This is a genomic window from Mycobacterium sp. NGS35, from assembly GCF_059812855.1.
In genome coordinates, this window is sequence record NZ_JCALDL010000012.1 from 45,489 (window position 1) to 57,168 (window position 11,680).

An 11,680-nucleotide genomic window follows, 5' to 3' on the forward strand; every position below is an offset into this window, starting at 1 on the left:
GCAGGACGCTGGGGTGCGCGGGGCTGGCTTAGGGTAAGTCGGGATGACGCCGCTGAACCGCACCGAAATATCGCCGCTGGCGTGGCTCGACGAGGTCGAAGCGCAACGCCGCAGCGCGGGGCTGCGACGGTCGCTTCGCCGCCGCTCACCGGTGGGCGCCGAGGTGGACCTGGCCTCCAACGACTATCTGGGTCTGTCGCAACACCCCGCGGTGATCGACGCGGGTGTGCAGGCGCTGCGCACCTGGGGCGCGGGGTCCACCGGCTCGCGGCTGGTCACTGGCAACACCGAGCTGCACGAGGAGTTCGAGACCGCGATCGCCGAATTCGTCGGCGCCGCTTCGGCTTTGGTGTTCTCGTCGGGATACACGGCGAACCTCGCGGCGGTGGTCGCGCTGTCCGGCCCCGGCTCGCTGGTGGTGTCGGATGCGCACAGCCACGCCTCTCTGGTGGACGCGTGCCGGCTGTCGCGGGCGCGCGTGGTGGTGAGCGCGCACCGCGACGTCGACGCAGTCGACGCCGCACTGGCCTCACGAACCGAAGAACGCGCGGTAGTGATCACCGACTCGGTGTTCTCCGCCGACGGCGCGCTGGCGCCGCTGTTGTCGTTGCACGAGGTGTGCCGACGCCACGGCGCGTTGCTGATCGTCGACGAGGCGCACGGGCTTGGCGTACGCGGCGACGGCGGCCGTGGCCTGCTGCACGAGGTCGGCCTGGCCGGCGCCCCTGACGTGGTGATGACGACGACGATGTCGAAGGCGCTGGGCAGCCAGGGCGGCGTCGTGCTCGGCCCCGTCGCGGTCCGCAACCATTTGATCGACGCGGCCCGGCCGATGATCTTCGACACCGGACTGGCGCCCGCCGCCCTCGGTGCGGCGCTGGCGGCGCTTCGCGTGCTGATCGCCGAGCCGCAGCGGCCGCGGGAGGTGCTGCACACCGCGGCGCTGCTAGCCGAGACCTGCGGGGTGGCTGAGCGGCCGGAATCCGCCGTGGTGTCGGTGATACTCGGCGCGCCGGAGGTGGCCGTGGCCGCGGCCGCAGCATGCCTCGAACGCGGCGTGCGGGTCGGCTGCTTCCGGCCGCCGTCGGTGCCGGCGGGCACGTCGCGGCTGCGGCTGACAGCCAGGGCGTCGCTCTCCGGTGACGAACTCGACACCGCGCGCCGTGTGCTGGCAGAAGTGCTCGGTGCGGCTCGCAGCCGCTCGACACGCGCGTGAGCCACCTCTTCGTCACAGGCACCGACACGGGCGTCGGCAAGACTGTCGCGACCGCCGCGCTGGCATGCCGTGCCCGGCTGGCGGGCATCGACGTGGCGGTGTGCAAGCCGGTGCAGACCGGCACCATCGACGGCGACGACGACCTCGCGGAGGTCGCCCGGCTGTCGGGCGTCGAGAAGACGTTCGGGTCGTGGCGCTACCCCGAGGCGCTGGCGCCGGCTGCCGCAGCGCAACGGGCGGGTCTTGCGCTGCCCAACCGCGTCGAGTTGGACGTGTTCCTGCGCGTCGTCGACCACAGCCACCAGCTCACGCTGGTCGAGGGCGCCGGCGGGCTGTTGGTCCAGTTGGGGGAGGACGGCGCCACGCTGCGGGATCTGGCCCGGGATTCGCACGGTTCCGTGCTCGTCGTCGTCAGGGCCGCATTGGGTACGCTGAACCACACCGCGCTGACTCTGGAAGCCCTTGAGGCGCAGGGGGTTTCGTGCGCCGGGTTGATCATCGGCGCGTGGCCCGCGGAGCCGGGACCCGTCGAACTCGGCAACCGCGAGGCATTGGCGAAGATGGCGCCGCTGCGTGCGGTGCTGCCGGCGGGCGCCGCTCGGCTGTCCCCGCAGGAGTTCGAGCAGATGAGCGCGTCGGCGCTCGACAGCGACTGGTTGGCGGAGCTGGCCGGCTGACATGGTGCACTCGCTCGAGCTGCTGTTCGACCAGGACACCGAGGCGGCGATCCGGCGGGTGTGGGCGGCGCTGGCCGACGTCGGCTTGCGGACCCCGGCCTCGACCAGCAGGCCACATGTGACATTGCTTGTGGCGGACGGTATTTCGGCTGGGGCCGACGAACCGCTCCGGCAGGTGCTGCAACGGCTGCCGCTGGACTGCCTGATCGGTGCGCCGATGGTGTTCGGGCGCTCGCCGTTCGTCCTGGTGCGTCAGGTGGTGCCCTCGGTGCAGCTGCTGGCGGCCCATGCCGACGTGGTGCAGATCTGCTCGCCGTACCTGGAGCCCGGTCCCGCACCGAATACCGTTGTAGGCCAATGGAGTCCGCACACCACACTGGCGCGGCGCGTGGAGGCGTCGCAGCTGGCCGAGGCGCTGGCCATGCGCACGATGACTCGGGACATCAGCGGGCAGTTCGTCGGGCTACGGCACTGGGACGGCAACAAGCGCGTCGAGCACCTCATCACTTGACGCCGAAACGGTATTCCGCGTGGCTCTTACTCCACATTCTCCGCGGCAGTTACCGCCTCGGCGCAAGCCGCCATTCCGTCGACCAGCAGCCGCAACCCGAACGCGAACCGGGCGCTCGGATCCGTCGTCAACACCGATTGTGTCTCGGGCAACGCACCGGCGGCGTCCCACTGCAGCCGGGACTGCTCGTCGGCGGTGAAGCCCAACACGTAGTACACGGCGGTGCGGGCCGCCAGCTCGGCTTGGCCCGGTGGGACCCCGGCCTCGGCAGCAGCGCACGTCAGGCGCATCACGACAGAGGTCATCGCCGCAGATTGACCGGCGGCGAAGCTGGCCGACACGAGCTCCGCCCCATCGGTGTGGGAAAGCAGCGCCTCACGCAACTGTCCACAGACCCCGGCCACGCGCTCGCGCCAGCTGCCGGCAACGTCGCCGACAGGCAGCAAGATCCGGTCGGCGACCGCACCCAGAAGCGCCTGCTTGCTAGGAAAGTGCCAGTACAGAGCTCCAGGCGTGACGTCGAGTTCGCGGGCCAGCCGGCGCATGGTCAGGTCGGCGATGCCGTAGCTATCGAGGAGAGCGGTCGCGGCGTCGACCACGTCGCTTTTGCGCAGCTGCACCCACGTACCCTAACCTGAACACCGTTCAATTGTCGGCCCGCCGACGTGTTCAACTGGCGGCGTGACGAGCAGAGGCACGAGGAGGCCTACATGATCGACATCCTGGCCGAGGCCCGCGAGCAGGTGCTCGAGCGTGGTGAGGGCCTGACACAGGATCAGGTGCTTGCAGTGCTGCGACTCGACGACGACCGGCTCGACGAACTGCTGGCGCTGGCGCACGAGGTGCGGATGCGTTGGTGCGGTCCCGAGGTGGAGGTCGAGGGCATCATCAGCCTCAAGACCGGCGGCTGTCCCGAAGACTGCCACTTCTGTTCGCAGTCCGGGTTGTTCAGCTCGCCGGTCCGCAGCGCATGGCTGGACATCCCGAGCCTGGTCGAGGCTGCCAAGCAGACGGCGAAAACAGGCGCCACCGAGTTCTGCATCGTCGCGGCCGTGCGCGGACCCGACGAGCGGCTGCTGGCACAGGTGGCCGCCGGCATCGAGGCGATCCGCAACGAGGTCGACATCCAGATCGCCTGCTCCCTGGGCATGCTGACCCAAGAGCAGGTCGACCAGCTCTCCGCGATGGGCGTGCACCGCTACAACCACAATCTGGAGACCGCACGGTCCTACTTCACCAACGTTGTCACCACCCACACCTGGGAAGAACGCTGGCAGACGCTGCAGATGGTGCGCGACGCCGGCATGGAGGTGTGCTGCGGCGGAATTCTCGGGATGGGCGAGACGCTCGAGCAGCGGGCCGAATTCGCTTGCCAGCTAGCGGAATTGGAGCCCGACGAGGTTCCGCTGAACTTCCTCAACCCGCGGCCCGGCACGCCGTTCGGCGACCTCGAGGTGCTGCCCGCCACAGAGGCGCTCAAGGCTGTCGCCGCGTTCCGTCTCGCGCTACCGCGGACCATGCTTCGCTTCGCCGGCGGCCGCGAGATCACGCTCGGCGACCTCGGCGCCAAGCAGGGGATCCTGGGCGGCATCAACGCGGTGATCGTCGGCAACTACCTCACCACGCTGGGCCGTCCGGCGGAGGCCGACTTGGATCTGCTCACGGATCTGCAAATGCCGATCAAGGCCTTGAACGCGACGCTGTGACGTCATGCAGGGCAAGTTCAACGTCTACACCGGCGAACCGGCCGGCACGGCGGTGCCCACGGCTGCGCAGCTGGGGCTGGAGCCGCCGCGTTACTGCGGCGAGTGCGGCCGGCGGATGACCGTGCAGGTGCGTCCTGACGGCTGGTCGGCCCGCTGCTCACGGCACGGGGTCACGGATTCCAAGGACGTGGAGACCGCCCGGTGAGACCGGCCCTGGCCTTCGCCGCAGGCATGGCCGTCGCGGGCGCGGGGGCGGGCGCGCTGTGGGCGTGGCTCGCGCCGTCGATCCGCAGCGCGGTCGCGGTGACCAAGTCCGGCGACCCGGTTCAGCAGTACCTCGGTCACGAGGCCGACCACTACTTCGACGCCGCGGTGATGATGGCCGGGCTGTTGGTGGGGCTCGCGGTGATCAGCGCGGTGCTGGCCTGGCAGTGGCGACGAACCCGCGGACCGGAGATGGTCATCGGCGTCACGGCGGGCGGAGTCGCCGCGGCAGCCGCAGCGGCCGGAGTCGGTGCCTGGCTGGCTCGGATTCGCTACGGGCACGTCGACATCGACGCCACCCCACGGGACCACAAGATCCACTACGTCACCGAGGCGCCGGCGGTGTTCTTCGGGCACAGCCCGCTGCAGATCCTGACGAGCCTGCTGTTGCCCGCGGCGTCGGGGGCGTTGACCTACGCCGTCATGGCAGCCGCATCGGCCCACGACGATCTGGGCGTGGCGCCGGAAGCCGTGACATCCTCAGTCTCCGAGGCTGTTCTGTAGGCGCTCGGCGGCCGCGAGATAGTCCTGTGCGAACTCGTAGACCACCTGCCGCGCGGGTTTGACGGAGTTCATCAGCCCGACGCCCTGACCCACCCAGTAGGTGGCCAGCGCGCGGGCGCCTTCGTCGCCCTTGGCTGCGAGCGTGTCGATGCGCCGAAGCACCGGCTCGCTGATGATCGACTGCAACGGCATCGGCAGCGGCTTGGGGCCCCGCCCGGATTCCCACGCCTCGGTCCAGTCCGACTTCAGTTGCCGCGTCGGCTTGCCGGTCCGGCATGTCGAGCGGACGGTGTCGCGCGACGTCGCGGTCAGCATCCGCTGTTTGGTGTAGGGCGCGGTTTCGGCTTCTTCGGTTGTGAGCCAGACCGATCCGGTCCACGCACCGGCGGCGCCCATCGCCACCGCGGCGGCCATCTGCCGGCCGGTCACGATGCCGCCCGCGGCGAGCACAGGCACCGGCCGTAGCGGTGCGATGGCCTCGATGACTTCGGGCACCAGCACCATCGTCGTCACCTCGCCGCAATGGCCGCCGGCCTCGGTACCCGCGGCGACGATCACGTCGACGCCGGCGTTGACGTGTTTGACCGCATGCTCTTTGGCACCTGCCAGCGCGGCGACGGGCACACCGTGGGCCTTGGCGGCGTCGAGCATCGACTGCGGCGGGCGGCCCAACGCGTTGGCGATCAGCTTGATCGGGTGCTTGAACGCGACCTCCATCAAGCTTTCGCTCGCGTCGTCGGTGGTCGCCACCCGCGGTGTCTTGGTGGTCGCCATCGGCGGAAGGCCGTGCTCGGCCAACAGCGCGTCGACGTACGCGCGGTGCTCGGCGGGAATCATCTCCGCGAACTGTTCAGCGGTCAGCCGCTGTCCCTTGCCCACCGACGTCTCGGGGACGATCAGGTCGACGCCGAACGGCTTGCCCCTGACTTCCGCTTCGATCCAGCGCAGCTCCTGCTCCAGCTGCTCGGGGGTGAGCGTCACGGCACCCAGCACGCCGAACCCGCCGGCGTTGGTCACCGCAGCGACCACGTCGCGGCAGTGGCTGAACGCAAGCAGCGGAATGTCGATGTCCAGCATGTCGCAGATCGCTGTTCTCATGGCCACTCCTCGTCCCGCCAGCGTGGACTTGATGCACGGTTCGCCACGAACAACCGTGTCACAACTCGACGTTCGACGGCGACGGGTCGCGCCGCGTCAGGCGTCTGAATATGACAGCGGCTTACGCCGCAGTTTCCGGCCCGTCATCACCCGGCCGGCAATGGTCAAAAGCTTCAGCATGCCCGTGTAGGTGGACGGGTTGAACATCGTCGGCCACGTGGTGCGCACCAGGTGCTCGGCGAGTGGCCGGCCGGCGAATCGGTCGCGCAGCCAGCGCAGCGTCATCGGCGCCGACATCGGATGCAGCAGCATGTGCTCGCTGAACATGTCCCGGTGGTAGGTCACCGGGGCGCCGCCGGCGCGGTAGCTCTCGGTGAGTTCGTCGATGTCGTCGACGGACACGATCTTGTCGTGTACGGCCTGAACGATCAGCACCGGCCGGCTGGGTGCGGCCGTGCCGAGTTTGATGTCGTCGAACACGTATTGAAGATCCGGCTCGGCCAAGATGTCCTCGAGCGGACGATCGACATAGTGGTCGATGTCCTTGCGCATCAGCCGAAGCACCGCGATGGCCGTCGTCATCTTCTCCGCCGACTTCAGCAGCGCGCGGCCCTCGTCGGTGGCATGCCGATCGATGACCCGCTGCAGTTCGGGATAGATGTGCCACAGCGCGGCGATCACCATGGTCGGCAGACCCGCCCAGATGGAGCCGTTGAGCCGCTTGAACGCGTTCCCCAGATCACCCACGGGCGAGCCGAGCACCGCGCCCACGATGTTGAGCTCGGGCGCGTAGTCCGCGCAGGTCTCCACGGCCCACGCGGTGGCGAGTCCGCCACCGGAATAGCCCCACAGGCCGATAGGGGAGTCGGCCGAGATGCCCAGACGCTCACAGCTTGTTGCTGCGCGCAACCCGTCGAGGATCCGGTATCCCGGCTCGTAGGGCGCGCCCCACATGCCGCGGGTGCCCTCGTGGTCGGGCACCGACACCGCCCAGCCTTCGGCGAGCGCGGCGGCGATCAGCAGGAATTCGAACTGCGCCAGCGCGCCGGGCGCGAACGCCCCACGCCGCATCGCATACGACGGGAAGCATCGGGACGTGACCGCGTCGATCGCGCACTGGTAGGACACCAGCGGGCAGACTCTCTCCGGCCCACGCTCGGTGGGCACCAACACCGTCGTCACTGCGGCTTCTGGCAGGCCGTTGCGATCGCTGCTGCGGTACAACAGTTGGGTCGCGTGGAACTTTTGCCGGACGACCCCTAAAAAGCCCAGCTCCACGTCACGACTGCGCAGCACGGTGCCGGGATCGGCGTGCTCGAAGCCTGGCGGGGGTTCGTAGAACGGGTCGTTCTCGGGCAATACCGGCCGGCCCCGCCGCAGCTCTTCGTGCGGTACCGCGCCGATCCACTCAGCACGGGCCGCGTGGGCCAGGCCGGCAGGATCCATGTGAACACTCCTTCGTGATCAACCAACCGGCAGGTTACTTTAAGAGAGCGTTAAGAATCCAGTCGGGTTGCGGTGCTGTTAGCGCCCCGTTACCCGGGCGGTCGCAGCGCGGCGAATTCGTCGGTGACCCGATATTGGGCATCGGTGAACCGGTACAACGCGGCGGGGCGCCCGCCGCTGCGGCCGCTGCGGGCAATCGTGCCGGTCCGGGTGATGACGTTGCGCCGCGCGAGCACCCTTTGCAGGTTGGTGGCGTCCACCTGATACCCCAGCGCGGCACTGTAAATGTCGCGCAGCGTTGAGAGCGCGAATTCCGTTGGCGCAAGCGCGAATCCGATGTTCGTGTAAGACAGCTTGGCCACCAGCCGGCTGTGCGCGTGGGTGACCATCGGCCCGTGGTCGAAAGCCATCGGCGGCAGCCCGTCGACCGGATGCCAGCGGGTGTCCGGGGGTAGCGCCGGCGTCGCGGGGGAGGGCACCAGGCCCAGAAACGTCGAGGCGATGGTGCGGGTGCCGGGCACCCGGGCGGGATCGGAGAACACAGCCAGCTGCTCCAAGTGAGCTATCTCACGCACGTCGACTTTCTCGGCCAGTTGACGACGAATCGAACTGGTCATGTCCTCGTCGTTGCGCAGCTTTCCGCCGGGCAGCGCCCACGCGCCGCGCTGCGGATTCATTGCGCGCTCCCACAGCAGGACACTGAGCTGCGGTTTCGGTGTGCCCAACTGGCGAACCTGGAACACGACGGCGAGCACCTCGTGCTCGGTGCTAGTATGAGCCATGTTTTCGATTGTAAGTCGAAAACCGATCGGGCTGAAGGAGACGGCGATGACGGTCCTCGACGACGGCGTCTACACAGGCGTCGAACCTGACGCCGCATGGGCCGCAGAGGTCCGCCGACTCGCCGAGCAGCGCAACGCGACGCTGCTGGCGCACAACTATCAGATCCCGGCGATCCAGGACGTTGCGGACCATGTCGGCGACTCACTGGCACTGTCGCGCATCGCGGCAGAGGCGCCCGAGCAGACGATCGTGTTCTGCGGCGTGCACTTCATGGCTGAGACCGCCAAGATCCTCAGCCCCGACAAGACCGTGTTGATTCCGGACCAGCGGGCCGGCTGCTCGCTGGCCGACTCGATCACCGCCGACGAGCTCGCGGCCTGGAAAGCCGAACACCCGGACGCCGTCGTGGTCTCGTACGTCAACACCACCGCAGCGGTCAAAGCGCTCACCGACATCTGCTGCACGTCGGCCAACGCCGTGGACGTCGTGGCGTCCATCCCCGATGACCGCGAGGTGCTGTTCTGCCCCGACCAGTTCCTCGGAGCGCATGTCCGGCGGGTGACGGGGCGTAAAAACCTGCACATCTGGGCCGGCGAGTGCCACGTGCACGCCGGCATCAACGGCGACGAACTCGCAGCGCAGGCGCGCTCACATCCGGACGCCGAACTGTACGTGCATCCAGAGTGCGGCTGCGCCACGTCGGCGCTGTACCTGGCCGGTGAGGGCGCCGTCCCGGCCGACCGGGTCAAGATTTTGTCGACGGGCGGCATGCTCGAGGCCGCGCGTAACAGCCGGGCCCGCGAGGTCCTGGTCGCCACCGAAATCGGCATGCTTCACCAATTGCGCAGGGCCGCACCAGAAGTCGATTTCCGCGCGGTCAACGACCGGGCGTCGTGCAAATACATGAAGATGATCACGCCGGCCGCGCTGCTGCGGTGCCTGGTCGAAGGCGCCGACGAAGTCGACGTCGATCCCGAGACCGCACGGCTGGCCCGGCGCAGCGTGCAGCGGATGATCGAGATCGGCCAGCCGGGCGGCGGCGAATGACCCGCTGGCACGCCCGTGCCGACGTGGTGGTGATCGGCACCGGGGTGGCGGGTCTGGCCGCCGCGCTGGCCGCCCACCGACGCGGCAGCCGGGTGATAGTGCTGAGCAAAACCTCCGACACCGCAACGTTTTACGCGCAGGGCGGCATCGCGGTGGTGCTGCCGCGCACCGACGACTCGGTCGATGCGCACGTCGCCGACACGCTTGCCGCGGGCGCCGGGATGTGCGACCCCGACGCGGTGCGCTCGATCGTCGCCGACGGGTATCGCGCAGTAGCCGAATTGGTCTCTGCCGGTGCGCGGTTCGACGAGGCTGAACCGGGCCGCTGGCATCTGACCCGCGAAGGCGGCCACTCTCGGCGCCGGATCATTCACGCCGGCGGCGACGCAACCGGTGCCGAGGTGCAGCGCGCCTTGGACCATGCCGCCACGCTGCTCGACATCCGCCACAATCACGTTGCGCGCCAGCTGATTCACGACGGCGACGGCATCACCGGCGTCGAGGTCATCAACGAAGACGGCGCTGGGATCGTGCACACGCCGGCGGTGATTCTGGCCACCGGCGGCCTCGGGCACCTTTACCGAACCACCACGAACCCAGAGGGTTCCACGGGCGACGGAGTCGCGCTGGCGCTGACGGCCGGTGTGGCCGTGAGCGACATCGAGTTCATCCAGTTCCACCCGACCATGCTCTACGACGCGCGCGTCGCGGGACGCCGACCGCTGATCACCGAAGCGCTGCGCGGCGAAGGCGCGAAACTCGTTGACGCACAGGGAAACTCCGTGGCTGCAGGAGTGCACCCGATGGGCGATCTCGCCCCACGCGACGTGGTGGCCGGTGCCATCGACGCGCGGCTGCGCGAGACCGGCGATGCGTGCGTCTACCTCGACGCCCGGGCGGTAGCCGATGTCGCAGCCCGGTTCCCAACCGTCACCGCGGCCTGCCGCGCCGCGGGAGTCGACCCGGCACGCGACCTGATTCCCGTTGCCCCGGGCGCGCATTACAGCTGCGGCGGTGTGATCGTCGACGTCCACGGCCGCACAGAGCTTCCGGGACTGTTCGCAGCCGGCGAGGTCGCGCGCACAGGCATGCACGGGGCGAATCGACTGGCCTCCAACAGCCTGCTCGAGGGATTGGTGGTCGGCGGCCGCGCCGGCCGGGCGGCCGCCGAGCACGCGGTAGCCCGAGGGCCCGTCGTCGCCGAGCCACCCGACCTTGGCACCCGCGCCGCGATGCCGCGCCGCGAGCTGCAAGCCCTGATGTCCGGGCACGCGTCGGTGGTGCGTGACGCCGACGGGCTGCATCTGCTGCAGCAGCAGCTGGACGCCGCGCCGCGTCGCGTGATGCGGACACGGGCCGACATCGAAGACGCCGCACTGACGACGACGGCCCGCGCGGTCGCCGCGGCCGCTCTGGCGCGAGCCGAGACACGCGGGTGCCACCACCGCGCCGACCATCCCGACACCGACGGCGGGCAAGCACATGGCATCCGAGTGCGGTTGTCGTGCGATGGGCACGTCGTCGCCCGCGCGCCTGAGCCCGTGGGTGCCTGTCACTGATGCGGCTGAGCGAACACGAGGTCGTCGACGCTCGTGCGGTGATCCGACGAGCGCTCGACGAAGACCTGCGGTACGGGCCGGACGTCACCACGGAGGCCACCGTGCCCGCAGACGCCACCGCCACCGCGGCCCTGGTCACGCGTGAACCGGGTGTCGTCGCCGGGTGCGACGTCGCGCTGCTGGTGCTTGACGAGGTGCTGGGTATGGGCGGCTACCGCGTGCTCGACCGCGTCGCCGACGGCGAACACGTCGGCGCGGGCGCCGCGGTGCTGCGGGTGCAAGCACCGACACGGAAGCTGCTGACCGCCGAGCGCACGCTGTTGAACTTGGTGTGTCACCTGTCCGGGATCGCAACGACCACGCGGCAGTGGGTGGACGCGGTCGCCGGCACACGCGCAGTCGTGCGTGACACCCGCAAGACACTGCCCGGTTTGCGTGCGCTGCAGAAGTACGCGGTGCGCGTCGGCGGCGGTCAAAACCACCGGATGGGCCTGGGCGACGCCGCGTTGATCAAGGACAATCACGTCGCTGCTGCGGGTTCGGTGGTTGCCGCGTTGCGGGCGGTCAGCGCTGCGGCACCCGGGCTGCCGTGCGAGGTAGAGGTCGATTCGCTCGAGCAGCTCGACGAGGTGCTGGCCGAGCCGGTGGAGCTGGTGTTGCTGGACAACTTCCCGGTGTGGCAGGCGCAGATGGCGGTGCAGCGGCGTAACGCGCGCGCTCCGGGCGTGAAACTGGAGGCCTCGGGTGGCCTGTCACTCGAAAACGCCCACGCCTACGCGTCAACGGGCGTCGACTACCTGGCCGTCGGCGCGCTCACCCATTCCGTGCGCGTGCTCGACATCGGCCTGGACTTCTAGCCGGTTCAATCA

At 69.3% G+C, this 11,680-nt stretch carries 13 protein-coding genes; 9 read left to right on the forward strand and 4 right to left on the reverse strand.

Features of this window, described 5'->3' with window-relative positions; translation table 11 throughout:
- Window positions 1-43: 43 nt before the first annotated feature.
- Genes AC5Y4C_RS17820 through AC5Y4C_RS17830 form a run of 3 tightly spaced genes read left to right on the forward strand, consistent with a single transcriptional unit; the run spans window position 44 to window position 2,404 of the window.
- Window positions 44-1,216: an 8-amino-7-oxononanoate synthase gene (locus AC5Y4C_RS17820; RefSeq protein WP_499964061.1), complete on the forward strand. Its 1,173-nt coding sequence runs from the start codon at window positions 44-46 to the stop codon at window positions 1,214-1,216.
- Window positions 1,213-1,893: a dethiobiotin synthase gene (gene bioD / locus AC5Y4C_RS17825; RefSeq protein ID WP_499964059.1), complete on the forward strand. Its 681-nt coding sequence runs from the start codon at window positions 1,213-1,215 to the stop codon at window positions 1,891-1,893. The genes AC5Y4C_RS17820 and bioD overlap by 4 nt, the downstream gene beginning before the upstream one ends.
- A 1-nt stretch (window position 1,894) precedes the next feature.
- A complete protein-coding gene (locus AC5Y4C_RS17830) occupies window positions 1,895-2,404 on the forward strand; it encodes a 2'-5' RNA ligase family protein (RefSeq protein ID WP_499909939.1) in 510 nt (169 codons plus the stop codon).
- Between the two features lie 26 nt (window positions 2,405-2,430).
- Here the strand turns inward: AC5Y4C_RS17830 and AC5Y4C_RS17835 are convergent, their stop codons facing one another.
- Window positions 2,431-3,024 (reverse strand): TetR family transcriptional regulator, encoded by a 594-nt coding sequence (locus tag AC5Y4C_RS17835; protein WP_499909941.1) that lies wholly within the window; start codon window positions 3,022-3,024, stop codon window positions 2,431-2,433.
- Window positions 3,025-3,114: 90 nt separating this feature from the next.
- Between AC5Y4C_RS17835 and bioB the strand changes: the two genes are divergently transcribed.
- From bioB to AC5Y4C_RS17850, 3 genes are read left to right on the forward strand one after another with little or no spacing between them, the layout of a single operon-like run.
- The gene (gene bioB / locus AC5Y4C_RS17840) at window positions 3,115-4,110 is read left to right on the forward strand and encodes a biotin synthase BioB (protein WP_499909943.1); all 996 of its coding nucleotides are present in this window, start codon (window positions 3,115-3,117) and stop codon (window positions 4,108-4,110) included.
- Between the two features lie 4 nt (window positions 4,111-4,114).
- On the forward strand, window positions 4,115-4,315 hold the full coding sequence (bsaP, locus tag AC5Y4C_RS17845) for a biotin synthase auxiliary protein BsaP (protein WP_499909944.1): 201 nt from the start codon (window positions 4,115-4,117) through the stop codon (window positions 4,313-4,315).
- Complete coding sequence (locus AC5Y4C_RS17850; RefSeq protein WP_499909945.1) at window positions 4,312-4,878, forward strand: DUF2567 domain-containing protein; 567 nt, start codon at window positions 4,312-4,314, stop codon at window positions 4,876-4,878. The genes bsaP and AC5Y4C_RS17850 overlap by 4 nt, the downstream gene beginning before the upstream one ends.
- On the opposite strand, the gene AC5Y4C_RS17855 is transcribed toward AC5Y4C_RS17850, so the two are convergent.
- From AC5Y4C_RS17855 to AC5Y4C_RS17865, 3 genes are all read right to left on the reverse strand, one after another.
- The gene (locus AC5Y4C_RS17855; protein WP_499964057.1) at window positions 4,855-5,976 is read right to left on the reverse strand and encodes an NAD(P)H-dependent flavin oxidoreductase; all 1,122 of its coding nucleotides are present in this window, start codon (window positions 5,974-5,976) and stop codon (window positions 4,855-4,857) included. The genes AC5Y4C_RS17850 and AC5Y4C_RS17855 overlap by 24 nt on opposite strands.
- Window positions 5,977-6,072: 96 nt before the next feature.
- Window positions 6,073-7,422, reverse strand: coding sequence for a lipase family protein (locus AC5Y4C_RS17860; RefSeq protein WP_499909949.1), 1,350 nt, complete (start codon window positions 7,420-7,422; stop codon window positions 6,073-6,075).
- 89 nt (window positions 7,423-7,511) lie between these two features.
- Window positions 7,512-8,204 carry an NUDIX hydrolase gene (locus AC5Y4C_RS17865; protein WP_499909951.1) on the reverse strand — a complete coding sequence of 231 codons (693 nt, stop codon included), beginning with the start codon at window positions 8,202-8,204 and terminating at the stop codon, window positions 7,512-7,514.
- A gap of 46 nt (window positions 8,205-8,250) precedes the next feature.
- Here AC5Y4C_RS17865 and nadA point away from each other — a divergent pair, with 46 nt between their 5' ends.
- The 3 genes from nadA to nadC are packed head-to-tail and all read left to right on the forward strand — an operon-like array spanning window position 8,251 to window position 11,668.
- Window positions 8,251-9,252 carry a quinolinate synthase NadA gene (gene nadA / locus AC5Y4C_RS17870; protein WP_499909953.1) on the forward strand — a complete coding sequence of 334 codons (1,002 nt, stop codon included), beginning with the start codon at window positions 8,251-8,253 and terminating at the stop codon, window positions 9,250-9,252.
- Window positions 9,249-10,811, forward strand: a complete 1,563-nt coding sequence (locus tag AC5Y4C_RS17875) for an L-aspartate oxidase (RefSeq protein ID WP_499964055.1) — start codon at window positions 9,249-9,251, stop codon at window positions 10,809-10,811. Before nadA ends, AC5Y4C_RS17875 begins: the two co-directional genes overlap by 4 nt.
- Complete coding sequence (nadC, locus tag AC5Y4C_RS17880; RefSeq protein WP_499964053.1) at window positions 10,811-11,668, forward strand: carboxylating nicotinate-nucleotide diphosphorylase; 858 nt, start codon at window positions 10,811-10,813, stop codon at window positions 11,666-11,668. Before AC5Y4C_RS17875 ends, nadC begins: the two co-directional genes overlap by 1 nt.
- The last annotated feature ends 12 nt before the right edge of the window (window positions 11,669-11,680 follow it).

Coding starts and splice junctions, on each gene's coding strand:
- nadA (WP_499909953.1), top strand. CDS start 8,251: ATGACGGTCCTCGACGACGGCGTCTACACAGGCGTCGAACCTGACGCC.
- AC5Y4C_RS17820 (WP_499964061.1), top strand. CDS start 44: ATGACGCCGCTGAACCGCACCGAAATATCGCCGCTGGCGTGGCTCGAC.
- AC5Y4C_RS17855 (WP_499964057.1), bottom strand. CDS start 5,976: ATGAGAACAGCGATCTGCGACATGCTGGACATCGACATTCCGCTGCTT.
- AC5Y4C_RS17860 (WP_499909949.1), bottom strand. CDS start 7,422: ATGGATCCTGCCGGCCTGGCCCACGCGGCCCGTGCTGAGTGGATCGGC.
- AC5Y4C_RS17830 (WP_499909939.1), top strand. CDS start 1,895: ATGGTGCACTCGCTCGAGCTGCTGTTCGACCAGGACACCGAGGCGGCG.
- bsaP (WP_499909944.1), top strand. CDS start 4,115: ATGCAGGGCAAGTTCAACGTCTACACCGGCGAACCGGCCGGCACGGCG.
- nadC (WP_499964053.1), top strand. CDS start 10,811: ATGCGGCTGAGCGAACACGAGGTCGTCGACGCTCGTGCGGTGATCCGA.
- AC5Y4C_RS17875 (WP_499964055.1), top strand. CDS start 9,249: ATGACCCGCTGGCACGCCCGTGCCGACGTGGTGGTGATCGGCACCGGG.
- bioB (WP_499909943.1), top strand. CDS start 3,115: ATGATCGACATCCTGGCCGAGGCCCGCGAGCAGGTGCTCGAGCGTGGT.
- AC5Y4C_RS17865 (WP_499909951.1), bottom strand. CDS start 8,204: ATGGCTCATACTAGCACCGAGCACGAGGTGCTCGCCGTCGTGTTCCAG.